We start from the raw sequence: 25,134 nt of genomic DNA, 5'->3' as shown, positions 1-25,134 counted from the left end.
CATGGCAAAGGAAAAGTTTGATCGCACGAAACCGCACGTGAACATCGGCACCATCGGCCATGTTGACCACGGCAAGACGACGCTGACGGCGGCGATCACCAAGTATTTCGGCGACTTCAAGGCCTATGACCAGATCGACGGCGCGCCGGAGGAAAAGGCCCGCGGGATCACCATCTCGACCGCCCACGTCGAGTATGAGACCGAGGCACGCCACTACGCCCACGTCGACTGCCCCGGCCACGCCGACTACGTCAAGAACATGATCACCGGCGCCGCCCAGATGGACGGCGCAATCCTGGTGGTGAACGCGGCCGACGGCCCGATGCCGCAAACCCGCGAGCACATTCTGCTCGGCCGTCAGGTCGGCATTCCGAAGATGGTCGTGTTCATGAACAAGGTCGACCAGGTCGACGACGAGGAGCTGCTCGAGCTCGTCGAGATGGAAATCCGTGAGCTGCTGTCGTCCTACGACTACCCGGGCGACGACATCCCGATCATCGCCGGTTCGGCGCTGGCGGCGATGGAAGGCCGCGACCCCGAGATCGGCGAGAACAAGATCCGCGAACTGATGGCGGCGGTTGACGAGTACATCCCGACCCCGGCGCGTGCCGTGGACCAGCCGTTCCTGATGCCGATCGAGGACGTGTTCTCGATCTCCGGCCGCGGCACGGTTGTGACCGGCCGGGTCGAGCGTGGCGTGATCAACGTCGGCGACACCATCGAGATCGTTGGCATCAAGGACACCCAGACCACCACCTGCACCGGTGTCGAGATGTTCCGCAAGCTCTTGGATCGCGGTGAAGCCGGCGACAACATCGGCGCGCTGCTGCGCGGCATCGACCGCGAGGCGGTCGAGCGTGGCCAGGTGCTGTGCAAGCCGGGCTCGGTGACCCCGCACACCAAGTTCGAGGCAGAAGCCTATATCCTGACCAAGGATGAAGGCGGCCGTCACACGCCGTTCTTCGCCAACTATCGTCCGCAGTTCTACTTCCGCACCACGGATGTGACCGGGACGGTGACGCTGCCGGAAGGCACCGAGATGGTGATGCCGGGCGACAACCTGAAGTTCGAGGTCGAGCTGATCGCCCCGATCGCGATGGAAGACGGCCTGCGCTTCGCCATCCGTGAAGGCGGCCGCACCGTCGGCGCCGGTGTCGTCTCCAAGATCATCGAGTAAGTTCTACTCGGGTTCGACGAGGGCCGCCGGGTGAGCCGGCGGTCCTCCTATCAACTCCAAAGCCTGAAAGGGCGACAACAATGCAAAGCCAAAACATCCGTATTCGGCTGAAGGCGTTTGACTACCGCGTGCTGGACGCCAGCACGCAGGAGATCGTCAATACCGCCAAGCGGACCGGCGCCAACGTGCGCGGCCCGATCCCGCTGCCGAACAAGATCGAGAAGTTCACCGTTCTGCGTGGTCCCCACGTCGACAAGAAATCCCGCGATCAGTTCGAAATCCGCACCCACAAGCGGCTGCTCGACATCGTCGATCCGACCCCCCAGACCGTGGACGCGCTGATGAAGCTCGACCTCGCCGCTGGTGTGGACGTCGAGATCAAGCTGCAGTCGTAAGGACGGAGGGTAAACACATGCGCTCTGGAATTATCGCAAAGAAAGTCGGCATGACCCGGCTGTTCATGGAGGACGGGCGCCAGATCCCCGTCACCGTACTGCAACTGGACAACCTTCAGGTCGTGGCGCAACGCACCGCCGACAAGGATGGCTATACCGCCGTTCAGCTTGGCGCCGGTTCGCCCAAGGTAAAGCGCGTGAGCCAGGCCATGCGCGGCCATTTTGCTGCCGCCAAGGTCGAGCCCAAGCGCAAGGTCGCCGAGTTCCGCGTCTCCGCCGACAACCTGATCGAGGTTGGCGCCGAGATTTCGGCCGCCCACTTCCTCGAGGGGCAGAAGGTCGACGTATCGGGCACCTCGATCGGTAAGGGCTTTGCCGGTGCCATGAAACGGCACAACTTCGGCGGCCTGCGCGCCACGCACGGTGTGTCGATCTCGCACCGGTCGCACGGCTCCACCGGCCAATGTCAGGATCCGGGCAAGGTCTTCAAAGGCAAGAAGATGGCCGGCCACATGGGCGCCGCCCGCGTGACCACCCAGAACCTCGAAGTGGTGAAGACTGACGCCGAGCGCGGCCTGGTCTTCGTCAAGGGCGCCGTGCCCGGGTCGAAGGGCGGCTGGGTCACGGTGAAGGATGCCGTCAAAAAGAAACTTCCGGACGGCGTGCCGTTTCCGGCAGCCCTGAAAACCGCGGCCGCGGCAGCCAAGGCACCCGCCGAAGCACCCGCGGAAGGGGGTGAAGCATGAAACTCGACGTGATCAAACTGGACGGCGGCAAGGCCGGCGACATCGAGCTCTCCGAAGACCTGTTCGGTCTGGAGCCGCGCGCCGACATCCTGCACCGCGTGGTCCGCTGGCAGCGCAACAACGCGCAGGCCGGCACCCACAAGGTGAAGACCCGCAGCGAGACCAGCTACTCGACCAAGAAGATCTATCGCCAGAAAGGCACCGGCGGCGCCCGCCACGGTGACCGCAACGCGCCGATCTTCCGCAAGGGTGGTATCTACAAGGGTCCGACCCCGCGCAGCCATGGCCACGAGCTGCCCAAGAAGTTCCGCAAGCTGGGCCTGCGCCACGCGCTGAGCGCCAAGGCGAAAGCGGGCGAACTGGTGGTGATCGACCTCGCCGAGTCCGAAGGCAAGACCGGGGTGCTGGCCAAGCAGGTCAAGAACCTGGGTTGGAAGCGCGCTCTGATCATCGACGGTGCCGCGGTGAACGAAGGTTTCGCCAAGGCTGCCCGCAACATCGAAGGGCTGGACGTGCTGCCGTCGATGGGCGCAAACGTGTATGACATCCTCAAGCGTGACACCCTGGTGCTCACCAAAGCGGGTGTCGAAGCTCTGGAGGCTCGACTGAAATGAGCGCTAAGGCAGAACACTACGACGTGATCCGCAAGCCGGTCATCACCGAAAAAGCCACCATGGCATCCGAGAACGGCGCCGTGGTCTTCGAAGTGGCGATCGACAGCAACAAGCCGCAGATCAAGGAAGCGGTCGAGGCGCTGTTCGGGGTCAAGGTGAAGGCGGTCAACACCACCGTCACCAAGGGCAAGGTCAAGCGGTTCCGCGGCCAGCTGGGCAAGCGGAAGAACGTGAAAAAGGCCTATGTGACCCTCGAAGAGGGAAACACTATCGACGTGTCCACCGGACTCTGATAGTTAGCCGCGAATCTGGTCTGGCCCCGGTGTACCCGGGGCCAGAGCCATTTCAACCGGGGACCTTCGGGGCCCTATGAACCAGGCACCTACGGGGGCCTTCAACATAGCGAAGCCAAAGACAACAACCTAAGGCCTCGCACGCTAAACGGAAGACAGAAAGCATGGCACTCAAGTCGTATAAGCCGACGACGCCGGGCCAGCGCGGGCTGGTGCTGATCGACCGTTCGGAGCTGTACAAAGGGCGTCCGGTCAAATCTCTCACCGAGGGTTTGACCAAATCGGGCGGCCGGAACAACACCGGACGGATCACCTCGCGCCGCCGTGGCGGGGGGGCGAAACGCCTCTACCGGATCGTTGATTTCAAACGCAACAAATTCGATGTGGCGGCCACCGTCGAACGGATCGAGTATGACCCGAACCGGACCGCCTTTATCGCGCTGATCAAGTACGAAGACGGCGAGCAGGCCTATATCCTGGCGCCGCAGCGTCTGGCCGTGGGCGACAAGGTCGTCGCAGGCGGCAAGGTCGACATCAAGCCGGGCAACGCGATGCCGTTCTCGGGGATGCCGATTGGTACCATCGTGCACAACATCGAGATGAAGCCGGGCAAGGGCGGTCAGATCGCACGTGCCGCCGGCACCTACGCCCAGTTCGTGGGCCGCGATGGCGGCTACGCCCAGATCCGCCTCTCCTCGGGCGAGCTGCGCCTGGTGCGTCAGGAATGCATGGCCACCGTCGGTGCCGTGTCGAACCCCGATAACAGCAACCAGAACTACGGCAAGGCCGGCCGCATCCGCCACAAGGGCAAGCGTCCGTCGGTTCGTGGTGTCGTGATGAACCCGATCGATCACCCCCATGGTGGTGGTGAAGGCCGGACCTCGGGCGGCCGTCACCCGGTAACCCCCTGGGGCAAGCCGACCAAGGGTGCGCGTACCCGCAACAAGAACAAGGCGTCCAGCAAGCTGATTGTCCGCTCGCGGCACGCACGTAGGAAAGGGCGCTAACACATGGCACGCTCTGTTTGGAAAGGCCCCTTTGTTGACGCTTACGTCCTGAAAAAGGCCGAAGCGGCACGCGAAAGCGGGCGCAGCGAAGTCATCAAGATCTGGTCCCGTCGGTCCACCATTCTGCCCCAGTTCGTCGGGCTGACCTTTGGTGTGTACAACGGCCATAAACATATTCCCGTCAACGTCTCGGAAGACATGATCGGTCAGAAGTTCGGTGAATATTCGCCGACCCGGACCTATTACGGTCATGCCGCCGACAAGAAAGCGAAGCGGAAGTAAGTCATGGGCAAGGAAAAGAACCCCCGCCGCGTGGCAGACAACGAAGCGATGGCGAAAACCCGCATGCTTCGCACCAGCCCGCAGAAACTGAACCTGGTTGCGGCGATGATCCGCGGCAAGAAGGTGGACAAGGCGCTGACCGACCTGACCTTCTCGAACAAGCGCATCGCTGAGGACGTGAAGAAATGCCTTCAGTCCGCGATCGCCAATGCCGAGAACAACCATAATCTGGACGTGGACGAGCTGATCGTGGCCGAAGCCTACGTCGGTAAGAACCTGGTGCTGAAACGCGGCCGTCCGCGCGCCCGGGGCCGTTTCGGCGCCCTGCGCAAGCCGTTTTCGGAGCTCACCATCAAGGTGCGTCAAGTCGAGGAGCAAGCCTAATGGGACATAAAGTCAATCCGGTCGGCATGCGCCTCCAGGTCAACCGCACCTGGGACAGCCGTTGGTACGCCGACACCAAGGATTACGGCGATCTTCTGCTCGAAGATCTCAAGATCCGCGATTTCATCGGCAACGAGTGCAAGCAGGCCGGCGTGGCCCGCGTGATCATCGAGCGTCCGCACAAGAAGTGCCGGGTGACGATCCACACCGCACGTCCGGGCGTGATCATCGGCAAGAAGGGCGCCGACATCGAGGTTCTGCGCAAGAAGCTGGCGAATATGACCGACAGCGAATTGCACCTGAACATCGTCGAGGTCCGCAAGCCCGAGCTTGATGCCCAACTGGTCGGCGAGAACATCGCCCAGCAGCTCGAGCGCCGGGTCTCGTTTCGCCGCGCGATGAAACGTGCCGTGCAGAACGCCATGCGCATGGGTGCCCTGGGCATCCGGGTGAATGTCGCCGGTCGCCTTGGCGGTGCCGAGATCGCCCGGACCGAATGGTACCGCGAGGGCCGCGTGCCCCTGCATACCCTGCGGGCCGACATCGACTACGCGCAGTCCGAAGCCATGACGGCCTATGGGATCATCGGGATCAAGGTCTGGATCTTCAAAGGCGAGATCATGGAGCACGACCCGTCGGCGCGTGATCGCAAGGCACAAGAGCTGCAGGACGGCCCGGCCCCTCGGGGTGCTGGCGGCGGCCGCCGCGATGATCGGAGGTAACGGACATGCTTCAGCCAAAGCGTACGAAATTCCGCAAGATGCACAAAGGCCGGATCAAGGGCCTGGCAAAAGGCGGTAGTGATCTGACCTTCGGTCATTACGGTCTGAAAGCGCTTCAGCCCGAACGCGTGACCGCGCGCCAGATCGAGGCCGCCCGCCGTGCCATGACGCGCCACATGAAGCGTCAGGGCCGCGTCTGGATCCGGATCTTCCCGGACACGCCGGTGACCTCCAAACCCACCGAGGTTCGGATGGGTAAAGGTAAGGGGTCGGTCGATTACTGGGCCGCCAAGGTCAAGCCCGGCCGCGTGATGTTCGAGATCGACGGCGTCGATGATGAGACCGCGAAAGAGGCGCTGCGCCTTGCGGCCATGAAACTGCCGATCAAGACCCGCATCGTGGTGCGTGAAGACTGGTAAAACCGGTCGGATCGAACAAGGATCTTCAGACCCCCGCCGTTTGATCGGCGGGGGTTTTTGTTTTCGGTCGAATTGCCCGGCTGGGCCGAAAGGTGCGGCATTCCTGACCTCGCGCCGGGCCGCGATGCGGAGTATTAAAACCCCATGGCCCAGATCGAGTCGCTTTTCGTCACCCGCCTTTACCGTTCGGCGCTCAACGCGCACGGGCCTGCTGTCGATCCCGTTGAGCTGGAGGCCTCCTGCTGGTCGATCGCCGAGGATGACGAGGCCGGGCAGGATTGGTGCGCCGAGAACGGCTATCCGGGCTATACCTCCTATGCCTCGCTGTCCGATCTGCCCTGGCGTTTTCCGATCTTTGCCGACCTGGTGAAATCGCTGGATGCCCATGTGACCGCTTTTGCGGAGGATCTGGAATTCGAACTGGACGGCCGGCCGCTACAGCTTGAGGACCTTTGGATCAATATCCTCCCCGAGGGTGGCACGCATTCCTCGCATATTCATCCTCACAGCGTGATCAGCGGAACCACCTATGTGGCCATGCCGGAGGGCGCCAGCGCCCTGAAGCTGGAGGACCCCCGTTCGGCCCGGATGATGGCGGCGCCGACCCGCCGAAAGGATGCGCGGCGAGATCTTCAGCCCTTTGTCTATGTCGCGCCAAAGGTTGGCGACGTTCTCTTGTGGGAAAGCTGGCTGCGGCACGAGGTGCCGATGAACATGTCGGAAAAAGACCGTATCAGCGTCAGCTTCAACTATAGCTGGGGGTAAGTGCCGGCCGCCGCCGGGAACAGGCTTGGGAAAACCGAAGGCACCTGCTACGTTGTAATAGCAATGGTCGGAATTCAACCAAAAGCTGGACTTATTGGCTTGAATAGCAACGGTAATACCGCTTAGGTTGCATTTAAATTTTAATCGTGACGGTAGTGAGAAATGGTTCCAGTTCTGCTATTCAGCCTCGTCGGTGTTGTCGGGCTCGCGGCAATTTTTCGGGTGATGGGCGACGAGAGTGACTATGTCGGCGACGACTTGGAGGACGAGGAGGAAACCTCCGACATTCTGGCGCCTGAGGCTGATGCCACTGCGCGGCCACCAGACGAGGAATCTGCCAGGAAAGACCCCGAGAATTTGTAACTTCAGGCCACCATCCCAGCCGCACTGATGGGGTGGATGGCATCGGCTTGGCGGGCCGGATGCACAGGATTGGCTCAAGCGAGAGGGGTCCATACGGGGCACTTTCACGGGTTGCCTGCGCTGGCAAACTTTCCCTTGCCCTCGCATACGCCCTCCCTTATAGAGCGTCATCTCACGGAGTCCCGGTTTGACGGGATTCGTGTGTTTGCAATTCATCCACCAGGTCGAAGGTGACCCGTAAAAAGGGGCCTTCTGGTGTTTTGAGAAAAGGAAAAGGCGATGAACGCCAAAGAACTGCGTGACAAGACGCCGGACCAGCTTCGTGAAGAACTGGCCAACCTGAAAAAAGAAAGCTTCAACCTGCGCTTTCAACAGGCTACCGGACAGATGGAAAACACCTCGGGCATCAAGGCGGCACGCCGCAACGCGGCCCGTGTGAAGACCATCCTGAACGAAAAAGCTGCTTCCGCAGCCGGCGACGCATAAGGAGCCTGACAGATGCCCAAACGTATCCTTTCCGGCACCGTGACAAGCGACGCCAATGCACAGACCGTGACCGTATCCGTGGAGCGCCGCTTCACCCATCCGGTTCTGAAGAAGACCATCCGTAAGTCCAAGAAATACCGGGCTCACGATGAGAACAACACCTACAAGGTGGGCGACAGCGTGCGAATCGTCGAATGCGCGCCGAAGTCGAAAACGAAACGCTGGGAGGTTCTGGAGGCATAAGCCTGCGAACCTTTCGGTTTGAACGAAACCCTGGGGGGTAGAAAAGAAACAACCCCCAAAGGTCGGGAGAAACCACATGATCCAGATGCAGACCAATCTGGATGTTGCTGACAACTCCGGCGCTCGCCGGGTTCAGTGCATCAAGGTCCTGGGTGGGTCCAAGCGGAAATACGCGAGTGTCGGTGACATCATCGTCGTATCCGTGAAGGAAGCCATCCCCCGCGGCCGCGTGAAGAAAGGCGACGTCCGCAAGGCCGTCGTCGTGCGCACCGCCAAGGAAGTTCGCCGCGACGACGGTACCGCGATCCGTTTCGATCGCAACGCCGCCGTGATCCTCAACAACAACAACGAGCCGGTCGGCACCCGTATCTTCGGGCCGGTGGTTCGCGAGTTGCGCGCAAAGAACTTCATGAAGATCATCTCGCTCGCTCCGGAGGTGCTGTAACCATGGCTGCTAAACTCCGCAAAGGCGACAAGGTCGTCGTGCTGGCCGGCAAGGACAAGGGCCGCGAGGGGACTATCACCTCGGTCGATCCCAAGGCCGGCAAGGCCGTCGTCGACGGCATCAACATGGCCATCCGCCACACCCGCCAAAGCCAGACCAGCCAGGGTGGCCGCCTGCCCATGGCCGTGCCGGTCGATCTGAGCAACCTGGCGTTTCTGGACGAGAACGGCAAAGCGACCCGCGTCGGCTTCCGCATGGAAGGCGACAAGAAGGTGCGTTTCGCCAAGACCACGGGGGACGTGATCGATGCTTGATGCCGCAACCTATACGCCGCGCCTCAAGACGCAGTATGTCGAGACCATCCGCGCCGCTCTGAAGGAAGAGTTCGGCTACAAGAACGACATGCAGATCCCGCGTCTGGACAAGATCGTCCTGAACATCGGCTGCGGTGCCGAGGCCGTGAAGGACAGCAAGAAGGCGAAATCGGCTCAGGAAGACCTGAGCGCGATCGCAGGCCAGCAGGCTGTCGTGACCAAGGCAAAGAAATCCATCGCAGGCTTTCGCGTTCGCGAAGACATGCCGATGGGTGCCAAGGTGACCCTGCGCGGTGACCGGATGTATGAATTCCTCGATCGTCTGATCACCATCGCGATGCCGCGCATCCGCGACTTTCGCGGTGTGTCGGGCAAGTCGTTCGATGGCCGTGGCAACTATGCCTTGGGCCTGAAGGAACACATCGTGTTCCCGGAAATCGACTTCGACAAGGTCGACGAGACCTGGGGGATGGACATCATCATCGCCACCACAGCGAACACCGACGCTGAAGCCAAGGCACTGTTGAAGAACTTCAACATGCCCTTCAACAGCTGATCGCGGGAAGGAACAGACATGGCTAAGAAAAGCATGATCGAACGCGAAAAGAAGCGCGAGCTGCTGGTGGCGAAATACGCCGAAAAGCGGGCCGCGCTGAAAGAGATCGCGAATGACGAAAGCCGCCCGATGGAAGAGCGCTTCAAGGCGCGTCTGAAACTGGCGAAACTGCCGCGCAACAGCTCGGCGACCCGGCTGCACAACCGCTGCCAGCTCACCGGGCGTCCCCACGCCTATTACCGCAAACTGAAAGTCTCGCGGATCGCCCTGCGGGATCTTGGCTCGAACGGCCAGATCCCCGGCATGGTGAAGTCGAGCTGGTAAGGAGGGCATGATATGAACGATCCTATCGGCGATATGCTCACCCGTATCCGCAACTCGCAGATGCGCGGCAAAAGCACCGTGATCACCCCGGCGTCCAAGCTGCGGGCCTGGGTTCTCGACGTGCTCGCGGACGAAGGCTATATCCGCGGCTACGAAAAGGTGACTGGCGAAAACGGCCATCCGGCGCTGGAAATCAGCCTGAAGTACTTCGAAGGCGAACCTGTCATTCGTGAGGTCAAGCGGGTTTCGACCCCCGGCCGCCGCGTCTACATGGGCGTCAAGGACATCCCCTCGGTCCGTCAGGGCCTGGGCGTGTCGATTGTCTCCACCCCCAAGGGTGTGATGTCGGACGCAAACGCACGCACCGCCAATGTCGGCGGCGAAGTGCTCTGCACCGTATTCTAAGGAGGACAGACATGTCTCGTATTGGAAAACGGCCGGTCGATCTGCCCAGCGGCGTCACCGCCAGCGTGTCGGGTCAGACCGTCGAGGTGAAGGGACCGAAAGGCACCCGCAGCTTCAACGCGACCGACGACGTCACCATCACCGTGGAAGACAACCAGGTCCAGATCGCGCCGCGTGGCAAGTCCAAGCGCGCCCGCCAGCAATGGGGAATGTCGCGCACCCAGATCGCCAACCTGGTGACCGGGGTGACCGAAGGCTTCAAGAAAGAGCTGGAAATCCAGGGTGTGGGTTACCGGGCGCAGCTTCAGGGCAATACCCTGAAACTGAACCTCGGCCTCAGTCACGACGTGGATTTCACCGCCCCCGAAGGCGTCACCATCACCGCGCCGAAGCAGACCGAGATCGTCGTCGAAGGCATCGACCAGCAACTGGTCGGCCAGGTCGCGGCGAACATCCGCGAGTGGCGCCGCCCCGAGCCCTACAAGGGCAAGGGCATCCGCTACAAGGGCGAGTATATCTTCCGCAAGGAAGGCAAGAAGAAGTAAGGACCGGACAGATGGCAAACAGCAAAAGAACCCTGTTTCTGAAGCGCCGCCTGCGCGTTCGGAACAAACTTCGCAAGGTCAACGCCGGGCGTCCGCGCCTGAGCGTGCACCGCTCGAACAAGAACATCAGCGTGCAGCTGATCGACGATGTTCGTGGCGTGACCCTGGCCTCGGCCTCGACCCTGGAAAAGGATCTGGGCGTCGTCGGCAAGAACAACGTCGAAGCCGCCACCAAGGTGGGCGTGGCGATTGCCGAGCGTGCGAAGAAGGCGGGCGTCGAAGAGGCCTATTTCGACCGTGGTGGCTTCCTCTACCACGGCAAGGTCAAGGCGCTTGCAGATGCCGCCCGTGAGGGTGGTCTGAAAATCTAAGGTGCAGGCGGCCCCGCGGGGCCGCCTCGATGATCCGGGGGCGCGTGCGCCCACCTGGATTGATGTCTGAACGGTGCCTTCGGCGCCGGTGAAACAGGAGGCCAGCATGGCCAGAGAACCCCACCGGGGCGGGCGTCGCGACCGCGACGAGACCCCCGAATTCGCAGATCGCCTGGTTGCGATCAACCGCGTGTCGAAAACCGTCAAGGGCGGTAAGCGTTTCGGCTTTGCCGCGCTTGTCGTCGTCGGCGACCAGAAGGGCCGTGTCGGCTTCGGCAAGGGCAAGGCGAAAGAGGTGCCCGAGGCGATCCGCAAGGCCACTGAATCCGCCAAGCGCAACATGATCCGCGTGCCGCTGCGCGAAGGCCGCACCCTGCACCACGACATGCAGGGCCGCTGGGGCGCCGGCAAGGTGGTCATGCGCACCGCGCCGGAAGGCACCGGGATCATCGCCGGTGGTCCAATGCGTGCCGTGTTCGAGATGCTGGGCATCAAGGACGTGGTGTCCAAGTCGATCGGCTCGCAGAATCCCTACAACATGATCCGCGCCACCCTGAACGGCCTGCAGAAAGAGCAGTCGCCGCGCAACGTCGCTCAGCGTCGTGGCAAGAAGGTGGCCGACATCCTGCCCAAGCGGGAAGAAGCCCCTGCAGCCGTCGCAGAGGAGGCGTAAACCATGGCCAAGACCATCGTTGTCAAACAGATCGGCTCGCCGATCCGCCGCCCCGCCAAACAGCGCCAGACGCTGATCGGGCTGGGCCTGAACAAGATGCACAAGACCCGCGAGCTTGAGGATACTCCCTCGGTGCGCGGCATGGTCAACAAGATCCCGCATCTGGTGGAAATCGTCGAAGAGCGCGACTGAGCCTCTCTCGTCATCCAAACGAGGCGCCCCGGTCGAAAGGCCGGGGCGTTTTCGTTTCGGGGAGTTTGCTGGCGGAATTGTACAATCGCGCAGGCGGGATGCTCTACTTCCCGCGCAACCGTGCGGTTTCCGCCTCATTGATCAACGGCGGGGTGCCGGTGACGGCCACCCCGAAGAGGTCGGCGGCCTGCTGTGGCGTATAGCGGCCCATCTCGACATCGTAACGCACCGCTTCGGCCGGGCGGGTGAACGGATCGCCGTAGCCGCCGCCGCCGGGGGTGCGCACGTGGACCCGGTCGCCGGGGTGCAGCGGGATGTCCTGATCCTTGGAGAGGAGCGGCGGGGTATAGGCCACACCGCCGCGCCAGACGGTGACTTGGTTCACCGCGCCGTCGCCGCCGCCCAGCACCCCCTGCGGCCCGCTGCGGCCGTGATCCATCACGAAGCTGGCCCGCGCCTCGCCCCGGCGCAGCTCGACCTCGTAGTCGAGGCCGAAGCCGCCGCGATGGTGGCCGGCCCCGCCGGAGCCCTCGTGCAGGGCATAGCGGTGGTAGAGCACAGGAAATGCCTGCTCCATGATTTCCACCGGTGGCGCCTTGGAGATGCCGATGGTGGAGCAGCCGTTGGACAGCCCGTCATGGTCGGCATTGCCGCCATAGCCGCCCCCGGAAATCTGGTACATCACGAAATCCCGCCCGCGCGCCGGATCGTGGCCGCCAAGGGCAAAGTTGCCGCTGGTGCCGGCAGGGGCCGCGGTGACGCGGTCGGGCAGGGGGGCGACGAGGGCGGCAAAGACCGCCTCGGCGATCCGCTGCGATACCTCGGCCGCGCAGCCCGAGACCGGGCGCGGGTAATGCGCGTCAAGGAAGGTGTCCTCGATCCCCGTCACCTCCAGCGGCTCAAACGCCCCGGCGCTCATCGGCACCTCGGGGAAGATGTGGCGCATGGCCAGATAGACCGCGCTGAGCGTGGTGGCGCGGACCGAGTTCATCGGTCCGGCGCAGGGGGCGCTGGAGCCGGCAAAATCGAAGGTCAGCGCGTCGCTCTTGCGGGTGACGGTCAGGGCGATCTTGAGCGGTTCGTTCACCACCCCGTCGCTGTCGATCCAGGCGGTCGCGGAATATCTCCCCTCGGGGATGTCGGCGATGAAAGCGCGCATCTGGGTGGCGGCGCGGCGGCGCAGTTCCGCGATCGCCTCGGTGACGGTGTCGTCGCCATAGCGATCCATCAGCTCGTTCAGCCGCGCCTCGCCCACCAGCAGGGCGGCGGCCTGGGCCTTGACGTCGCCGATGCGTTGGTCGGCGACGCGGATGTTGGAACAGATGATCGCGTAGATCTCGCTGTCCATCTCGCCCTGCTTGAACAGGCGCACCGGCGGCAGGCGCAGCCCCTCTTGCTCGACCGCCGTGGCCGAGGCGGAAAACCCGCCGGGCACCGCACCGCCGGTGTCGGGCCAGTGGCCGGTGTTGGACAGCCAGCAGTAGAGCGCGCCGTTGCGATAGAAGGGCATGGCAAAGCGCACGTCCATCAGGTGGGTGCCGCCAAGGTAGGGATCGTTGACGATATAGATGTCGCCCGGTTGCGGCGCGGGGGTGACCCCGGCGTCGATCCGTTCGATCAACTGCCGGGTGGAATCCTGCATGGTGCCAACGAAAACCGGCAGCCCGCCAGCGCCCTGGGCGATCAGCGATCCGTCCTTGGCCGCGTAAATGCCGTCGGAGCGGTCGTTCGCCTCGGCGATCACGGGGGAGAAGGCGGCGCGGGAAAAGCTGAGGTCCATCTCGTCGCAGACCTGTTGCAGACCGGCCTGGATGACCGAGAGGGTGACGGGATCGAGGTTCATTGGTCCCCTCCGATTTCAACGATGATATTGCCGTCGGAATCGCCCGTGGCGCGGTCGCCCGGTTCGATCAGCAGGGTGGTATCCATCTGCTGGACGATGGCCGGGCCGGTCAGGATGAATCCTTCGGGCAGGTGGTCGCGCCAGTAGACAGGGGTGTCGTGCCAGTCGCCGCCCAGATCGCCTGCCGCGAACCAGACCGGGCGGCGGGACAGCACGGCCTGCTCAAGCCGCGCCTTGCGCCCGGCGGGGTCGATCAGCGCCGAGAGGTCGATCTCGGCCCGGGCGCCGATGACCGAGCAATTGGCGTTCACCAGATTGGCGCGGATGTCGGAGAGCGCGACGCGGAAGCGTTTGAAATACGCCTCCTCGAACAGGCGTTGCAGGGTCTCGGCGGTGACGTCGGGGCGGTCCAGCGGCACCCGCAACAGGTGGGTTTGCCCCTGGAACTGCATGTCGACGCTATAGATGCGGCGGAGGTTGCGGATCTCGATGTTTTCCTTGCCGATCAGCGCCTCGCCCTCGGCGGTCTGGTCGGCGAACACCCGGTGCAGGCGGGCGGGGTCGAGCGTGTCGAGCGGGGTGTTGATCGTGGTCACGAAATCATGGCGCAGGTCAGCTACCACGCAGCCGAGCGCGTTGGTGATGCCGGGGCGGGCGGGGACGAGGACGCGGGGGATCGACAGCTCGCGCGCCAGCGCCGTGGCATGCAGCGGCCCGGCGCCGCCGAAGGCGAACAGGGCAAAGTCGCGCGGATCGGCGCCGAGCGAGACCGAGACCATGCGGATCGCGCCGGCCATTTTCGTATTGGCCATGCGGATCACCGCCGCCGCCGCCTGCGTCGCGTCGAGCCCCAGCGGCGCGCCCAGATCGCGGGCGAAGACATCGCGCACGTGATCCAGGGAAATGCCCCCCTCGACCGCGTTGAGCCCCGCCGGATCGAGCCGGCCCAGCAGCAGATTGGCATCCGAGATCGTCGGGTTTTCGCCGCCGCGCCCGTAGCAGATCGGCCCGGGCATCGCGCCGGAACTTTGCGGCCCGACCTCGAGCAATCCCGCCGGGGTGACCCGCGCGATGGAGCCGCCACCGGCGCCCACGGTGCGCACATCAACCATCGGCACGTGGATCGGCATGGCGTATTCGATCTCGATCTCGTTCGAGACGGTGGGTTCGGCGCCGCGGATCAGGGCGACATCGGTGGAGGTGCCGCCCATGTCATAGGTGATCAGGTTCTCATGGCCCGCGCGCCGCCCGGTATAGGCGGCGGCCATCACGCCGGAGGCGGGGCCGGACATCACGGTTTTCGCGGCCTCCTGCGCCACCCGCGCGGCGCTGACCATGCCGCCGTTGCCGTTCATCACCAGCACCTCGCCGGTATAGCCGTCGGTGGCGAGATGATCGGTGAGGCGCCGGATATAACGGTCGAGCAGCGGTTGCACCGAGGCGTTGACGGCGGCGGTGACGCCGCGCTCGAACTCGCGGCTTTCCGACAGCAGCGCGTGGCCCAGGGTGATGTGATCGTTCGGCCAGATGTCACGCAGGACCTCGGCGGCGCGTTGTTCGTGCGCGGGGTTGGCATAGGCGTGCAGAAAGTGGATCACCAGCGCCTCGCATCCCTCTGCGAGCAGCGCCTCGGCGGCGGCGCGCAGGGCGTGTTCGTCGAGCGGCGTGACGACCGCGCCCGTTGCGTCCATCCGCTCGGGCACCTCGAGGCGCAGGTTGCGCGGGATCAGCGGGGTGAAATCGCCCTTCATCCCGTAGGGCTGCGGCCTTGTGCGGCGGCCCAGTTCCAGCACGTCGCGGAAGCCCCGGGTGGTGATCAGCCCGGTTTTCGACAGCTTGCGCTCCAGAACCGCGTTGGTGGTGGTTGTGGTGCCATGCACGATCAGCCCCAGCGCGGCGAGGTCGCATCCCGCCTCGCGCAGGGCGTTGAGCACGCCGTGGGCCTGGTTGTCGAGCGTGCTGGCGACCTTGGCCAGCCGCACCTGCCCGGTGACCGGGTCCAGTTCCACCAGGTCGGTAAAGGTTCCGCCCACGTCGATGCCGACCACCGCCCCCGAGGTTTCGACTGTCATGCCTGCTCCGCCAAACTTGTTCGCAGACAAATGATCGCCGCAAGCGGGCAGCGCTGTCAACGGCGGTAAATGGCTGCGATCCGTTGAAAAAGGGGAGAAAACGACCTTTCCTTTGCGGAAACCGTCACTAGTATCGCGCCATGATCGATCCTGTTCAGACATGTCGGCGGCGTGCCGCCCGGACCGCCGCTGTCATCACCGCTCTTGCCGTATGCGGCGCGGGTCCCGCGCTGGCCCATGCCACCGAAGGTGGGATCGTGCTGCTGTTGCCGACCGATTTCTACACCGCCGCGGGCGCGGCGGCGGTGGCGCTGACCGTGGTGCTGATGGCGGTGTTGCCCGAGCGGGCGATGTCGCGGATCTTTGCGCCGCTGCCGCTGCCGTTGGTCCGGCCGCCGCGCGGCCGGGCGCCGCAGATCACCAGCCTGCTCTCGGCGCTTTTGTTCCTGGCGCTGCTCTGGCAGGGGGCATTGGGCGAGCGTGACCCGATGGAAAACCCGCTGACGCTGGGGGTCTGGACAGCGTTCTGGATCATGACCGTGGTGGTGCAGGGGGTGGTTTTCGACATCTGGCGCTGGGTCAACCCCTGGTCCGGGCCGGCGGCGGCGCTGCGCGGATTGGGGCTGCGCCCGGTGCTTGCCCTGCCGGCGCGGCTGGGATATGCGCCCGCGATCGCGACCTTTCTTGGCTTCGCCGGTTTTCTGATGGTGGACCCGGCCCCGGCCGATCCGGGACGGCTGGCCTGGGCCGGCGGGCTCTACTGGGCGTTCACCATGCTGGCGACGTTGCTTTTCGGGCCGCGTTGGCTGCGCCGGGGCGAGGGGGTCACGCTGCTGATGCGCAGCTATGCCCGGATGAGCCTGGTGGCGCGCCGCAAGGGTGGGCTGGCGCTGGGGCTGAGCGGCTGGCGGGTACTGCGTGCCCGCGTGCCGCGTGGCGGCTGGGCGGTGTTCATGCTGATGATGCTGGCCTGCGGCAGCTTCGACGGGGTCAACGAAACCTTCTGGTGGCTGGGGGTCTGGGGCATCAACCCGCTGGAGTTTCCCGGCCGCTCGGCGGTGGTGGCGCAGAACCTTGTCGGTCTGCTGGCGGCCAATGCGCTTTTGATCGCGGTGTTCGCCGCGACGGTCAAGACGGGATTGCTGCTGAACCGCTCGACCCTGGGGCTGGGGCCGGCGATGCGGCTGTTCGCGCCGACGGTGTTGCCGATCGCGCTGGGCTATCACATCGCCCATTATTACACCGCCTTCCTGGTCGAGGGACAGTATCTCTGGGCGATGATCGAGATGGCCTTCGAGGCTGGTCACGATCACCAGGGACACGACCATCACGTCACCACCGGATTCTTCAACACCACCGACAGCATGCGCCGGATCTGGCTGACGCAGGCCTCGGCGGTGGTGCTGGGGCATGTGATCGCGGTGATGCTGGCGCATGGGGTCGCGCTGAGGGTGTTTGGAACCGCGCGGCGCGCGCTGCTGAGCCAGGCGCCGCTGGCTTTGTTCATGATCGGTTACACTTTTTTTGGGCTGTGGCTGCTCGCCTCGCCGCGCGGGGTCTGAGCGGGCCGCAAAATACTGGACAGGAGCCGGGCGCCTTTGCACAGTGATGCCACAGACGGCCAGGGACAATGGCCGACAGTGGGGCGTCCGGGTTCCAAGACACGAGGGAAATGAGATGACCAAAATATCCACGAAACAGACGGGAACGACGCGCCGCGGCGCGCTCAAGACGCTGGCGGCCGGTGCCGCGGCGACCAGCCTGCCGCTCTGGGCGCGCTATGCCCAGGCGCAGACATCCGAGCCGATCCGGGTCGGGTTCCAGATGCACCGCACCGGCATCGGCGCCGCCTATGGCCGCTGGTACGACCGCACCACCGAGGCCGCCGCGCGGCTGATCAACGAGGCCGGCGGTATCAACGGCCGGCCGCTGGAGATCGTGGTCGAGGATGACGGCACCGATCCCAAGCGCGGCGCCGAGGTGGTCGAGAAATTCGCCACCCAGCACAATTGCGATGTGGGCTATGGCACGCTGTTCAGCCATGTGGTTGCGGGCTCGGCCCCCCGCGCGGGCGAGCTGAAGCTGCCTTATTTCGTGGTCTCCGAGGGGCATCACGTCGCCTCGGGCGCGCTGAACCGCTATACCGTGCAACCCGGCATCACCGACGTGAAAAGCCAGGTGCAGGCGATGGCGCCCTTCGTGGCGTCGAACCTCGGCAAGAAGGTCACGATGATCTTTCCCGACTATGCCTTTGGCCACGATCACCGTGATTTCTTCTCGGCCGCGATCGAGGCGCAGGGTGGCGAGGTGGTGGCCAAGCTGGCGATCCCGCCGACCGAGACCAGTTTCACCAAGTATTTCCCCAAGATCCCGCGCGAAACGGAAGTGATCTATCACGTGATGGTGGGGCCTGCCGTTCTGACCTTTGTCAAGGAGATGGGCGAATTTTTCGGGCCGAGCCGTCCGGAGATCTTCGGCTTCATCGACAGCCTCGAGGCGGTGGACATCTCCAGCCCCGGGCTGGAATTCCTGGAGGGCACCTATTTCTGGGAAGGCATGCCGCGCTATGCCCAGGCCGAGCAGTCGCCCTATGACAAGTTCTATCGCGAACATGTGGGGGTCGACGACAAGGGCGCCTCGCTGAGCGATGCCAAGGACGTGTCGACCTACGCCCACATGTTCGGCTGCTGGGAGACCCTGTTTGTCATCAAGGCCGGGATGGAGGCCGCGGGATACCAGGGGCCGCAGGACCGGCCCGCGCTGATCGAGGCGGTCGAGGCAATGACCGAGATGCCATACTCGAACGAGCATCCGCAGGGCGCCAAGGTGTTCAACGGCAAGACCCACCAGGTGTTCGGCCCGCAGTACATCAGCAAGCTGGAGGGCGGCATGCTGAAGGTGCAGCACACCACGTCGATCGAGGATGGCTATTATCCTGACGAGGTCGATTACACAAAGATGTCGTTCTGACCGATTGGGGGCCGCCCGTGCCACGACCAAGAATTGCACCGGGCGGCCCTGCCGACCTGCGGGATCTGGACTGTTCTGACTGATGGACTTCGGACCTTATCTGATGCTCGCCTCGCTCGAGGGCGCGGTGACCGCCGCCGTTCTTGCGCTCACCGCCATCGGGCTGAGCCTGGTGTTCGGGGTGATGCGGGTGGTCAATGTCGCCCATGGCGAGTTCTTCATGCTGGGCGCGGTGCTGGCCTGGTGGGTGGCCAGCCACGTCGGCGGGCCGCCCGCGCTGGGTTTTGTCGCGGCGCTGGCGATCGCGCCGCTGGCGGTCGGGGGGCTGGCGGCGCTGGCCGACATGACGGTGCTGAAACGGGTGGCGTATGACCCGGAGCGGACCATCGTGGCGACCATCGGCATCCTCTACATCATCCAGCAGGTCACGCTGATGACCTATGGGCCCGAGGCGCGGCCGGTGGAGCCGCCGTTCAACACGCGCCTGGCGCTGCCCTGGGTCGAATGGGGCGAAAGCGGGCTTCAGTTGTACTGGCCCTGGGGGCTGAGCACCACGAGTTACAAGCTGTTCGTGATCGGGGCGGCGGCGGCGGTGCTGGTCGGCGTCTGGCTGCTGATGGCGCGGACGCGGATCGGGTTGTTGATGCGGGCGACGCAGCTGGACCGCGAGATGGCGCTGGCCTTTGGCATCCCGGTCGAGCGGGTCTATGCCATGGTATTCGGCATCGGCGGGGCGCTGGCAGCGCTGGGCGCGGTGCTGATCGTGCCGATCCAGCAGGCGCATTACCTGATGGGGGGCGATCCGCTGCTGTTGTCGTTCATCGTTGTGATCATCGGCGGGCTGGGCAGCCTGCCGGGCACGGTGGCTGCGGCAGTGCTGATCGGGCTGAGCGACGGGATCATCTCGGTCTTTTTCTCGCCGACGCTGGCCAAGATCCTGGCGACGCTGCTGGTGGCGCTGGTGCTGGTGTTCCGGCCGCAGGGCCTGTTCGGGACGGGGGCGAAATGAGCGACCGGGCCAAAGTGCTGGCGCTGCACGGCGGGCTGCTGGTGTTGCTGTTCGCGTTGCAGTTCGTGCTGCCGGCCTATCACCACGGCAACCTGGCGCGGATCATGGTGTTGGCGAGTTTCGCGGTCGGTTACAACGTGATGTTCGGCTATGCCGGGTTGCTCAGCCTCGGGCACGCGCTGTTTTTTGCCGCCGGCATGTACGGCATGGGGCTGGCGGTGCAGCATGGCGGCGCGGCGCCGGTGCCGGGGCTGCTGGCGGGGATCGCGGCGGCGCTGGCGGTATCGCTGGCGGTGGGGCTGCTGGCGCTGCGCACCGCCGGGGTCGGTTTCATGATCGTGACGCTGATGTTCGCGCAGGCGGGATACCTGACCATCCTGTATTTCGGCACCTATACGCGCGGCGACGAGGGGCTGGTGCTGCAACAGGCGCAGCGGGTGCTCTGGGGGATCGACCTGACCCAGCCCGGCACGCGCTATTTCGCGGCGCTGCTGCTGTTCGCGGTCTGCGTGCTGGCCACTCTGGCGATGGTGCGCGCGCCTTTCGGCAAGGTGCTGATCGCGATCCGCGAGAACGAGGAACGCGCGCGGATGCTGGGCTATGACGTGTTCCGCTACAAGCTGGCGGCGGTGGTGATTTCGGGCGTGATTTCGGGGCTGGCCGGGGCGGTCTATGGGTTGCTGTTCGGCTATGTCGGGGCGACCTTTGCCTCGGTGCAGTATTCGATCTTTCCGCTCCTGTGGGTGCTCCTGGGCGGGGCGGGCACGGTGCTGGGCCCGTTCGTGGGCACGCTGTTCATGTTCTACCTGATCGACCTGTCCAGCGCGGTGACCAGCGCCTACATGCTGGTGGCCGGCGTGGCGCTGGTGCTGCTGACGCTGTTCGCGCCGCAGGGGCTGGTGGGCGAGATCCGCGATCGCATCTGGCGGTGGTTGCCATGACGTTGTTGTCCACGCGCGGGCTGAGCAAGTCGTTCGCCGGGTTGCGGGCGGTGCATGAGGTCGATTTCGATCTGCCCAAGGGCGAGGTGCGGGCGCTGATCGGGCCGAACGGGGCGGGCAAGACCACCTTCGTCGGCCTGCTTTGTGGGCGGATCACGCCGAGCGCGGGGCAGGTGGTCTTCGACGGGCGCGATATCTCGCAACTGCCGGCGCACAGGCGAATCGGGCTGGGCATGGCCTATACCTTTCAGATCACGTCCGTGTTCGCACGGCTGAGCCTCTATGAGAACGTGGCACTGGCCGCCCGCCGGCGGGTGCAGGGCGCGGCGGCGGTGGAGGCCGAGGTGCTGACGGCACTGCGCAAGGTCGGGCTGACCGAGGCGCCGGAGCGGGCAGCGGGCGATCTGAGCTATGGGCATCAGCGCCTGCTGGAGATCGCCATGGGGCTGGTGCAGGCGCCGCGGCTGCTGATCCTCGACGAGCCGACGCAGGGGCTGTCGGACGCCGAGATCGCGGGTTTCAAGGCGCTGGTGCGGGATTTGTCGGCGACCACCACGATCCTGCTGATCGAGCATAACATGTCCGTGGTGATGGAGGTCGCGGACCGGGTGACGGTGCTGAACTTCGGCGAGATCCTGGCCGAGGGCACGCCGCAGGAGATGCACGCCAACGCGGATGTCCAGGCCGCCTACCTGGGGACAGGCTGATGCTGGAACTGGACAAGATCAACGCGGGCTATGGCCGGGCGCAGATTCTGCGCGATCTGTCGCTGCGCGTGGCACCGGGCGAGATCCTGTGCCTGTTGGGTCGCAACGGTGCGGGCAAGACCACCACGATGAAGGCGATCATGGGGCTGTTGCCGTTGATGTCCGGCGCGGTACGGCTGGATGGAGAGGTGATCAGCGCGCTGCCGGCGCACAAGGTGGCCGGCTGTGGCATCGGCTATATCCCGCAGGGGCGGCGGCTGTTCGGCGAATTGACGGTGGCGCAGAACCTGGAGATCGGGCTGCGCGCGGGGGGCTCCGGGCCCGAGGTATTGGAAGACTCGCTGGACCTGTTCCCGCGCCTGCGCGAGCGGCTGGGCCAGCGGGCGCAAACGCTCTCCGGCGGGGAGCAGCAGATGCTGGCGACCGCCCGCGCGCTCTGCCTGAAACCGCGCATCCTGCTGCTCGACGAGCCGACCGAGGGCTTGCAGCCCTCGATGATCGCGGCGATCCGCGATGTGATCGGGGTGATGCGCGACCGCGGCGTCGGCATCCTGCTGGTCGAGCAGCGGGTCGATGCAGTTCTGTCCGTGGCCGACCGGGTGGCCTTTATCGAGAACGGTCGCAACCTGGAAACGCTGGAGGCCGATACGCTGCGCCGTGATCACCGCCTGATCGAGCGGCATCTGGGCGTCTGAACCAGGACGGCCCGGGATCGGCGCGTGCCATCTTGAATAAATTGTCATTTTTGAATATGTCTGCGCGATCAGAGTTGCCGCCGCGTGCCTGTCGTGCGGAGAATTTGGGAGCATCCGGGTTGCGCGCAAGGCAGGCCTCCATCGGGCCAATGGCCGACCCAGTGAGGAGAGATTGAATGGAGATCAAGAAGATCACCGAGGGCCTGTCGGTCAGCCCGCAGATCGTCGCAGCGGACCTGCCCGCGCTCAAGGCGGCCGGGTTCCGTGCGATCATCTGCAACCGCCCGGATGCCGAGGCAGGCGACCAGCCCGGGCACGAGGAGATCCGCGATGCCGCCGCCGCCGCGGGGTTGGAGTTTCGGTTCCTTCCGGTGACGCCGGGCATCGTGACCGATGACACCGCGCGCGCCTTCGGCTCTGCGCTGACCGAACTGCCCGGCCCGGTGCTGGCCTATTGCCGCACCGGCACCCGCTCGACCACCTTGTGGTCGCTGAGCGAGGCGCCGCGGCGGCCGCTGCCCGAGATCCTCGCCCTGGCCAAACTGGCGGGCTATGACATGAATGGCGTGGCGCGCCGCATTGCCAATGGCGGCAAGACGCCCACCGATACCGGCGATGCCAAGTTCGACGTGGTTATCGTCGGCGCCGGTGCCGGGGGCATTGCCGTGGCCGCCAGCCTCAAGTCGCGCAAGCCGGGGCTGGACATCGCTCTGATCGACCCGGCGGACATCCATTACTACCAGCCGGGCTGGACCATGGTGGGCGGCGGCGTGTTCGAGCCGGAAGAGACCGCCAAGACCATGGGCAGCCTGATCCCCAAGGGTGTGCATTGGCTCAAATCGGCCGTCGCCGCCTTCGAGCCCAAGGACAACGCCGTGGTGCTCGACGGCTGCCGGGTGGTGAAATACGACCGGCTGATCGTCTGTCCGGGGCTGAAGCTGGACTGGGGCGCGGTCGAGGGGCTGGAGGAAACGCTGGGCCGCAACGGCGTGACCTCGAACTATCGTTATGATCTTGCGCCCTATACCTGGGAGCTTGTGAAGGACCTCAAGGAGGGGCGGGCGATCTTTACCCAGCCGCCGATGCCGATCAAATGCGCCGGTGCGCCGCAAAAGGCGATGTATCTGTCGGGCGATGCCTGGGCGCGGCGTGGGGTGCTGAAGGATATCGACATCCACTTTGCCAATGCCGGCGGCGTGCTGTTCGGGGTCAAGGATTACGTCCCAGCGCTGGAAAGCTATGTCGAGAAATACGGCGCGCATCTGGATTTCTTCCACAACCTGATCGCGGTCGACGGGCCGGCGAAAAAGGCGACCTTCCGGGTCGCCAAGCCGGATGCGGAGCCCACCACGGTGGAGATGGAGTTCGACATGATGCATGTCTGCCCGCCGCAGGTGGCGCCGGACTTCATCCGGGTTTCGCCGCTGGCCGATGCCGCCGGTTGGGTCGACGTGGATCAGGCCACGCTGCGCCACAAGACGTTCGACAACGTCTGGAGCCTGGGCGACGTGATGAACGCGCCGAACGCCAAGACGGCGGCGGCGGCGCGCATCCAGGCGCCGGTGGTGGCCGAGAACGTGGCCGCCGATATCGACGGCAAGTCGCCGGTGGCGCAATACGATGGCTATGGTTCCTGCCCGCTGACGGTGGAGCGCGGCAAGATCGTGCTGGCCGAGTTCGGCTATGGCGGGGCGCTGAAACCCTCGTTCCCGAAGTGGCTGATCGACGGCACCGAACCCTCGCGCGCGGCCTGGCTGCTGAAGGAAAAGATGCTGCCGCCGATTTATTGGAAGGCGATGCTGCGCGGCAAGGAATGGATGGCCCGACCCGAGAAGATCACCGCCGGCGGGCAGTAGGGCCGCCCGGGTTGGAATTGGGGCCGCTCCGGTTGGGGCGGCCCCACCTTTGGGCGAGAGGCATCTCGCGCTGGTCCGTGGCTTCTATTTGCAGTTGTCCAGGGCGGCGCGGAAGGACCGGCGCAGCGTTTCGTTCGGCTGTCCCGACGCGTCGCGCGCATCGATGTTCGCCTTGGACGGCAACGTCCCGGCAACGGTGACCTTCCAGCCCCCCGGCCCGATCACCACAACCCCTTTGTCCGTGGTGAACATCGCCGCGTCCTCGATCAACCCGCTGGCCATCAGGCAATCAATGACCTTGTTGTCCGGGCGCCCCATCAAGGCGCCGAGCCCCTCGGCGGCGGCCGGCGCGGCCGAGAGCCAGCAGGCCGCAACGACATGGATGAACCGTTTCACCAGTGGACCCCTTCCTGGGTGGCCGGTGTGGGAGACGTCAAAGGCCATGGCCGGCCCCGCTCACCGCCCGAAGTTCGACAGCGCGCGGTAGTCGATGGTTTTCAGAACCTCGAGCATGGTCGCCACATCGCCGCCCTTGGCCTGGACCAGGATGCGGTTGTCGACCAGCCCGGTGATCTCGCCGTCCTGGATCATCATCTTCTGCCGGCCGACGCGCTCGATCTTGGCGCCGATCGCGGCGGCGCTGCCCAGCATGCCGGCCATGGCGCCGACCATCGGGTTGTCGGCCATCAGCGTGACGGTGAAACTGTCCTCGCCGGATTTCTCGAACTCGGCCTCGGCCCCGGTGCCGCCGCCCATCATGGCAAGGCCGGCGCCCATCTCGGTGCTGACCTCGCGGCTCCATCCCTGCGGTGCCTCGGGCAGGAAGGTCACCAGTTCGCCGGTCTTCATCGCCACCAGAAGCTGCTTGGCGTATTCCAGCTCCTCCAACGCATACTTCACGTCGCCGTCCTCATAGGCCTCGATGGCCGAGGTCAGGGTGTCGGTCACCTCGTCGGCCGAGGCGGTGGCGGCGGTGAACGCGGCGGCCGCCGAAAGCAGGAAAAAGCGGATCATCGGACCCTCCAATCAAAAACTGCATCGAATGCCCGGTTACAATGCCGCCGCCGGGCCGCTGGCGCAAGCCGCACCCTTTCCAAGCGGGGCGGCATTTGCCACAGTCGAGAGGAATTTGAAGGTGCGATGATGTAAGTCCAATTCATATCACCTATGTCCCAGGTGGGCGTTGTTGCGCAACTCGCTCCTGAAGGATTCACAACGCGAATCCATGGGGTTAGAAGGGCTGCATGCGGAAGCCTTTAGCCGCCCGCTACCGCACAACGAACTGGTCCGCTTGCAACGCCGCGCTGCGGAAGCGCGGCT

At 64.7% G+C, this 25,134-nt stretch carries 34 protein-coding genes; 30 read left to right on the top strand and 4 right to left on the bottom strand.

Annotation, left to right across the window (positions count from 1 at the left end; translation table 11 throughout):
* Position 1: 1 nt before the first annotated feature.
* The 23 genes from tuf (at position 2) to rpmD (ending at position 11,721) form a co-directional block, all read left to right on the top strand.
* Complete coding sequence (gene tuf, locus P1U75_RS14975; protein WP_300244841.1) at positions 2-1,177, top strand: elongation factor Tu; 1,176 nt, start codon at positions 2-4, stop codon at positions 1,175-1,177.
* Positions 1,178-1,257: 80 nt separating this feature from the next.
* A complete protein-coding gene (rpsJ, locus tag P1U75_RS14970) occupies positions 1,258-1,572 on the top strand; it encodes a 30S ribosomal protein S10 (protein WP_008756422.1) in 315 nt (104 codons plus the stop codon).
* A 17-nt stretch (positions 1,573-1,589) separates the two neighbouring features.
* Positions 1,590-2,318 carry a 50S ribosomal protein L3 gene (rplC, locus tag P1U75_RS14965; protein WP_300244839.1) on the top strand — a complete coding sequence of 243 codons (729 nt, stop codon included), beginning with the start codon at positions 1,590-1,592 and terminating at the stop codon, positions 2,316-2,318.
* Positions 2,315-2,932, top strand: coding sequence for a 50S ribosomal protein L4 (rplD, locus tag P1U75_RS14960; protein ID WP_300244838.1), 618 nt, complete (start codon positions 2,315-2,317; stop codon positions 2,930-2,932). The genes rplC and rplD overlap by 4 nt, the downstream gene beginning before the upstream one ends.
* Positions 2,929-3,225 (top strand): 50S ribosomal protein L23, encoded by a 297-nt coding sequence (locus tag P1U75_RS14955; RefSeq protein WP_300244837.1) that lies wholly within the window; start codon positions 2,929-2,931, stop codon positions 3,223-3,225. Before rplD ends, P1U75_RS14955 begins: the two co-directional genes overlap by 4 nt.
* A gap of 164 nt (positions 3,226-3,389) precedes the next feature.
* Positions 3,390-4,232, top strand: a complete 843-nt coding sequence (gene rplB, locus P1U75_RS14950) for a 50S ribosomal protein L2 (protein WP_300244835.1) — start codon at positions 3,390-3,392, stop codon at positions 4,230-4,232.
* Between the two features lie 3 nt (positions 4,233-4,235).
* Positions 4,236-4,514, top strand: coding sequence for a 30S ribosomal protein S19 (rpsS, locus tag P1U75_RS14945; protein ID WP_300244834.1), 279 nt, complete (start codon positions 4,236-4,238; stop codon positions 4,512-4,514).
* A gap of 3 nt (positions 4,515-4,517) precedes the next feature.
* Positions 4,518-4,898 (top strand): 50S ribosomal protein L22, encoded by a 381-nt coding sequence (rplV, locus tag P1U75_RS14940; protein ID WP_300244833.1) that lies wholly within the window; start codon positions 4,518-4,520, stop codon positions 4,896-4,898.
* Positions 4,898-5,620, top strand: a complete 723-nt coding sequence (gene rpsC / locus P1U75_RS14935; protein WP_300244832.1) for a 30S ribosomal protein S3 — start codon at positions 4,898-4,900, stop codon at positions 5,618-5,620. Before rplV ends, rpsC begins: the two co-directional genes overlap by 1 nt.
* Positions 5,621-5,625: 5 nt before the next feature.
* Positions 5,626-6,039: a 50S ribosomal protein L16 gene (gene rplP, locus P1U75_RS14930; RefSeq protein ID WP_300244831.1), complete on the top strand. Its 414-nt coding sequence runs from the start codon at positions 5,626-5,628 to the stop codon at positions 6,037-6,039.
* A gap of 144 nt (positions 6,040-6,183) precedes the next feature.
* Positions 6,184-6,804, top strand: a complete 621-nt coding sequence (locus tag P1U75_RS14925; protein WP_300244830.1) for a 2OG-Fe(II) oxygenase family protein — start codon at positions 6,184-6,186, stop codon at positions 6,802-6,804.
* A 162-nt stretch (positions 6,805-6,966) separates the two neighbouring features.
* Positions 6,967-7,167, top strand: a complete 201-nt coding sequence (locus P1U75_RS14920; protein WP_300244829.1) for a hypothetical protein — start codon at positions 6,967-6,969, stop codon at positions 7,165-7,167.
* A 279-nt stretch (positions 7,168-7,446) separates the two neighbouring features.
* Positions 7,447-7,653 (top strand): 50S ribosomal protein L29, encoded by a 207-nt coding sequence (rpmC, locus tag P1U75_RS14915; protein ID WP_300244828.1) that lies wholly within the window; start codon positions 7,447-7,449, stop codon positions 7,651-7,653.
* A gap of 12 nt (positions 7,654-7,665) precedes the next feature.
* Positions 7,666-7,896 carry a 30S ribosomal protein S17 gene (gene rpsQ / locus P1U75_RS14910; protein WP_300244826.1) on the top strand — a complete coding sequence of 77 codons (231 nt, stop codon included), beginning with the start codon at positions 7,666-7,668 and terminating at the stop codon, positions 7,894-7,896.
* 76 nt (positions 7,897-7,972) lie between these two features.
* Complete coding sequence (gene rplN / locus P1U75_RS14905) at positions 7,973-8,341, top strand: 50S ribosomal protein L14 (protein ID WP_007118848.1); 369 nt, start codon at positions 7,973-7,975, stop codon at positions 8,339-8,341.
* 2 nt (positions 8,342-8,343) lie between these two features.
* Positions 8,344-8,655, top strand: coding sequence for a 50S ribosomal protein L24 (gene rplX, locus P1U75_RS14900; RefSeq protein ID WP_300244825.1), 312 nt, complete (start codon positions 8,344-8,346; stop codon positions 8,653-8,655).
* The gene (rplE, locus tag P1U75_RS14895; RefSeq protein ID WP_300244824.1) at positions 8,648-9,211 is read left to right on the top strand and encodes a 50S ribosomal protein L5; all 564 of its coding nucleotides are present in this window, start codon (positions 8,648-8,650) and stop codon (positions 9,209-9,211) included. The genes rplX and rplE overlap by 8 nt, the downstream gene beginning before the upstream one ends.
* Before the next feature lie 18 nt (positions 9,212-9,229).
* Complete coding sequence (gene rpsN, locus P1U75_RS14890) at positions 9,230-9,535, top strand: 30S ribosomal protein S14 (protein WP_300244823.1); 306 nt, start codon at positions 9,230-9,232, stop codon at positions 9,533-9,535.
* A gap of 12 nt (positions 9,536-9,547) precedes the next feature.
* On the top strand, positions 9,548-9,940 hold the full coding sequence (gene rpsH, locus P1U75_RS14885) for a 30S ribosomal protein S8 (RefSeq protein ID WP_300244822.1): 393 nt from the start codon (positions 9,548-9,550) through the stop codon (positions 9,938-9,940).
* A gap of 11 nt (positions 9,941-9,951) precedes the next feature.
* The gene (rplF, locus tag P1U75_RS14880; protein ID WP_300244821.1) at positions 9,952-10,485 is read left to right on the top strand and encodes a 50S ribosomal protein L6; all 534 of its coding nucleotides are present in this window, start codon (positions 9,952-9,954) and stop codon (positions 10,483-10,485) included.
* A gap of 11 nt (positions 10,486-10,496) precedes the next feature.
* Positions 10,497-10,856: a 50S ribosomal protein L18 gene (rplR, locus tag P1U75_RS14875; protein WP_300244820.1), complete on the top strand. Its 360-nt coding sequence runs from the start codon at positions 10,497-10,499 to the stop codon at positions 10,854-10,856.
* A 106-nt stretch (positions 10,857-10,962) separates the two neighbouring features.
* On the top strand, positions 10,963-11,529 hold the full coding sequence (gene rpsE, locus P1U75_RS14870; protein ID WP_300244819.1) for a 30S ribosomal protein S5: 567 nt from the start codon (positions 10,963-10,965) through the stop codon (positions 11,527-11,529).
* A 3-nt stretch (positions 11,530-11,532) separates the two neighbouring features.
* Positions 11,533-11,721 carry a 50S ribosomal protein L30 gene (rpmD, locus tag P1U75_RS14865; protein ID WP_300244818.1) on the top strand — a complete coding sequence of 63 codons (189 nt, stop codon included), beginning with the start codon at positions 11,533-11,535 and terminating at the stop codon, positions 11,719-11,721.
* A gap of 103 nt (positions 11,722-11,824) precedes the next feature.
* Here the strand turns inward: rpmD and P1U75_RS14860 are convergent, their stop codons facing one another.
* Positions 11,825-13,564 carry a hydantoinase B/oxoprolinase family protein gene (locus P1U75_RS14860; RefSeq protein WP_300244817.1) on the bottom strand — a complete coding sequence of 580 codons (1,740 nt, stop codon included), beginning with the start codon at positions 13,562-13,564 and terminating at the stop codon, positions 11,825-11,827.
* The gene (locus P1U75_RS14855) at positions 13,561-15,636 is read right to left on the bottom strand and encodes a hydantoinase/oxoprolinase family protein (protein ID WP_300244816.1); all 2,076 of its coding nucleotides are present in this window, start codon (positions 15,634-15,636) and stop codon (positions 13,561-13,563) included. Before P1U75_RS14855 ends, P1U75_RS14860 begins: the two co-directional genes overlap by 4 nt.
* 140 nt (positions 15,637-15,776) lie before the next feature.
* On the opposite strand from P1U75_RS14855, the gene P1U75_RS14850 reads away from it, so the two are divergent.
* From P1U75_RS14850 to P1U75_RS14820, 7 genes are all read left to right on the top strand, one after another.
* Positions 15,777-17,198, top strand: coding sequence for a hypothetical protein (locus P1U75_RS14850; RefSeq protein WP_300244814.1), 1,422 nt, complete (start codon positions 15,777-15,779; stop codon positions 17,196-17,198).
* A gap of 115 nt (positions 17,199-17,313) precedes the next feature.
* The gene (locus P1U75_RS14845) at positions 17,314-18,606 is read left to right on the top strand and encodes an ABC transporter substrate-binding protein (RefSeq protein ID WP_300244813.1); all 1,293 of its coding nucleotides are present in this window, start codon (positions 17,314-17,316) and stop codon (positions 18,604-18,606) included.
* 82 nt (positions 18,607-18,688) lie between these two features.
* On the top strand, positions 18,689-19,615 hold the full coding sequence (locus tag P1U75_RS14840; protein ID WP_300244812.1) for a branched-chain amino acid ABC transporter permease: 927 nt from the start codon (positions 18,689-18,691) through the stop codon (positions 19,613-19,615).
* Positions 19,612-20,556, top strand: coding sequence for a branched-chain amino acid ABC transporter permease (locus P1U75_RS14835; RefSeq protein WP_300244811.1), 945 nt, complete (start codon positions 19,612-19,614; stop codon positions 20,554-20,556). Before P1U75_RS14840 ends, P1U75_RS14835 begins: the two co-directional genes overlap by 4 nt.
* Positions 20,553-21,263 (top strand): ABC transporter ATP-binding protein, encoded by a 711-nt coding sequence (locus P1U75_RS14830; protein ID WP_300244810.1) that lies wholly within the window; start codon positions 20,553-20,555, stop codon positions 21,261-21,263. Before P1U75_RS14835 ends, P1U75_RS14830 begins: the two co-directional genes overlap by 4 nt.
* Positions 21,263-21,958 carry an ABC transporter ATP-binding protein gene (locus P1U75_RS14825; RefSeq protein ID WP_300244809.1) on the top strand — a complete coding sequence of 232 codons (696 nt, stop codon included), beginning with the start codon at positions 21,263-21,265 and terminating at the stop codon, positions 21,956-21,958. The genes P1U75_RS14830 and P1U75_RS14825 overlap by 1 nt, the downstream gene beginning before the upstream one ends.
* A gap of 176 nt (positions 21,959-22,134) precedes the next feature.
* Entirely contained in the window at positions 22,135-23,814 is a 1,680-nt protein-coding gene (locus P1U75_RS14820; protein WP_300244807.1) for a bifunctional protein tyrosine phosphatase family protein/NAD(P)/FAD-dependent oxidoreductase, read from the top strand.
* A gap of 84 nt (positions 23,815-23,898) precedes the next feature.
* On the opposite strand, the gene P1U75_RS14815 is transcribed toward P1U75_RS14820, so the two are convergent.
* Positions 23,899-24,210, bottom strand: a complete 312-nt coding sequence (locus P1U75_RS14815; RefSeq protein WP_300244806.1) for a hypothetical protein — start codon at positions 24,208-24,210, stop codon at positions 23,899-23,901.
* A 60-nt stretch (positions 24,211-24,270) separates the two neighbouring features.
* Positions 24,271-24,828: a hypothetical protein gene (locus tag P1U75_RS14810; RefSeq protein ID WP_300244805.1), complete on the bottom strand. Its 558-nt coding sequence runs from the start codon at positions 24,826-24,828 to the stop codon at positions 24,271-24,273.
* Positions 24,829-25,134: the final 306 nt, after the last annotated feature.

This window comes from Antarcticimicrobium sp., assembly GCF_029212575.1.
Classification (GTDB): domain Bacteria; phylum Pseudomonadota; class Alphaproteobacteria; order Rhodobacterales; family Rhodobacteraceae; genus Antarcticimicrobium.
The sequence above is the reverse complement of the archived record's forward strand: the minus strand, read 5'-3'. Positions and strand labels throughout refer to the sequence as shown.

Excerpts from the sequence above, each read along its gene's own strand:
- tuf (WP_300244841.1), top strand. The coding sequence starts at position 2 with ATGGCAAAGGAAAAGTTTGATCGCACGAAACCGCACGTGAACATCGGC.
- rpsC (WP_300244832.1), top strand. The coding sequence starts at position 4,898 with ATGGGACATAAAGTCAATCCGGTCGGCATGCGCCTCCAGGTCAACCGC.
- P1U75_RS14835 (WP_300244811.1), top strand. The coding sequence starts at position 19,612 with ATGAGCGACCGGGCCAAAGTGCTGGCGCTGCACGGCGGGCTGCTGGTG.
- rpmC (WP_300244828.1), top strand. The coding sequence starts at position 7,447 with ATGAACGCCAAAGAACTGCGTGACAAGACGCCGGACCAGCTTCGTGAA.
- rpsS (WP_300244834.1), top strand. The coding sequence starts at position 4,236 with ATGGCACGCTCTGTTTGGAAAGGCCCCTTTGTTGACGCTTACGTCCTG.
- rplP (WP_300244831.1), top strand. The coding sequence starts at position 5,626 with ATGCTTCAGCCAAAGCGTACGAAATTCCGCAAGATGCACAAAGGCCGG.
- P1U75_RS14840 (WP_300244812.1), top strand. The coding sequence starts at position 18,689 with ATGGACTTCGGACCTTATCTGATGCTCGCCTCGCTCGAGGGCGCGGTG.
- rpsH (WP_300244822.1), top strand. The coding sequence starts at position 9,548 with ATGAACGATCCTATCGGCGATATGCTCACCCGTATCCGCAACTCGCAG.
- P1U75_RS14955 (WP_300244837.1), top strand. The coding sequence starts at position 2,929 with ATGAGCGCTAAGGCAGAACACTACGACGTGATCCGCAAGCCGGTCATC.
- rpmD (WP_300244818.1), top strand. The coding sequence starts at position 11,533 with ATGGCCAAGACCATCGTTGTCAAACAGATCGGCTCGCCGATCCGCCGC.
- rplC (WP_300244839.1), top strand. The coding sequence starts at position 1,590 with ATGCGCTCTGGAATTATCGCAAAGAAAGTCGGCATGACCCGGCTGTTC.
- P1U75_RS14920 (WP_300244829.1), top strand. The coding sequence starts at position 6,967 with ATGGTTCCAGTTCTGCTATTCAGCCTCGTCGGTGTTGTCGGGCTCGCG.
- P1U75_RS14825 (WP_300244809.1), top strand. The coding sequence starts at position 21,263 with ATGCTGGAACTGGACAAGATCAACGCGGGCTATGGCCGGGCGCAGATT.
- rplV (WP_300244833.1), top strand. The coding sequence starts at position 4,518 with ATGGGCAAGGAAAAGAACCCCCGCCGCGTGGCAGACAACGAAGCGATG.
- P1U75_RS14845 (WP_300244813.1), top strand. The coding sequence starts at position 17,314 with ATGACCAAAATATCCACGAAACAGACGGGAACGACGCGCCGCGGCGCG.
- rplX (WP_300244825.1), top strand. The coding sequence starts at position 8,344 with ATGGCTGCTAAACTCCGCAAAGGCGACAAGGTCGTCGTGCTGGCCGGC.
- P1U75_RS14925 (WP_300244830.1), top strand. The coding sequence starts at position 6,184 with ATGGCCCAGATCGAGTCGCTTTTCGTCACCCGCCTTTACCGTTCGGCG.
- rpsJ (WP_008756422.1), top strand. The coding sequence starts at position 1,258 with ATGCAAAGCCAAAACATCCGTATTCGGCTGAAGGCGTTTGACTACCGC.
- P1U75_RS14860 (WP_300244817.1), bottom strand. The coding sequence starts at position 13,564 with ATGAACCTCGATCCCGTCACCCTCTCGGTCATCCAGGCCGGTCTGCAA.
- rplD (WP_300244838.1), top strand. The coding sequence starts at position 2,315 with ATGAAACTCGACGTGATCAAACTGGACGGCGGCAAGGCCGGCGACATC.
- P1U75_RS14820 (WP_300244807.1), top strand. The coding sequence starts at position 22,135 with ATGGAGATCAAGAAGATCACCGAGGGCCTGTCGGTCAGCCCGCAGATC.
- rplB (WP_300244835.1), top strand. The coding sequence starts at position 3,390 with ATGGCACTCAAGTCGTATAAGCCGACGACGCCGGGCCAGCGCGGGCTG.
- rpsN (WP_300244823.1), top strand. The coding sequence starts at position 9,230 with ATGGCTAAGAAAAGCATGATCGAACGCGAAAAGAAGCGCGAGCTGCTG.
- rplE (WP_300244824.1), top strand. The coding sequence starts at position 8,648 with ATGCTTGATGCCGCAACCTATACGCCGCGCCTCAAGACGCAGTATGTC.
- rplR (WP_300244820.1), top strand. The coding sequence starts at position 10,497 with ATGGCAAACAGCAAAAGAACCCTGTTTCTGAAGCGCCGCCTGCGCGTT.
- rplF (WP_300244821.1), top strand. The coding sequence starts at position 9,952 with ATGTCTCGTATTGGAAAACGGCCGGTCGATCTGCCCAGCGGCGTCACC.
- P1U75_RS14850 (WP_300244814.1), top strand. The coding sequence starts at position 15,777 with ATGATCGATCCTGTTCAGACATGTCGGCGGCGTGCCGCCCGGACCGCC.
- rpsE (WP_300244819.1), top strand. The coding sequence starts at position 10,963 with ATGGCCAGAGAACCCCACCGGGGCGGGCGTCGCGACCGCGACGAGACC.
- P1U75_RS14855 (WP_300244816.1), bottom strand. The coding sequence starts at position 15,636 with ATGACAGTCGAAACCTCGGGGGCGGTGGTCGGCATCGACGTGGGCGGA.
- P1U75_RS14830 (WP_300244810.1), top strand. The coding sequence starts at position 20,553 with ATGACGTTGTTGTCCACGCGCGGGCTGAGCAAGTCGTTCGCCGGGTTG.
- P1U75_RS14810 (WP_300244805.1), bottom strand. The coding sequence starts at position 24,828 with ATGATCCGCTTTTTCCTGCTTTCGGCGGCCGCCGCGTTCACCGCCGCC.
- rpsQ (WP_300244826.1), top strand. The coding sequence starts at position 7,666 with ATGCCCAAACGTATCCTTTCCGGCACCGTGACAAGCGACGCCAATGCA.
- rplN (WP_007118848.1), top strand. The coding sequence starts at position 7,973 with ATGATCCAGATGCAGACCAATCTGGATGTTGCTGACAACTCCGGCGCT.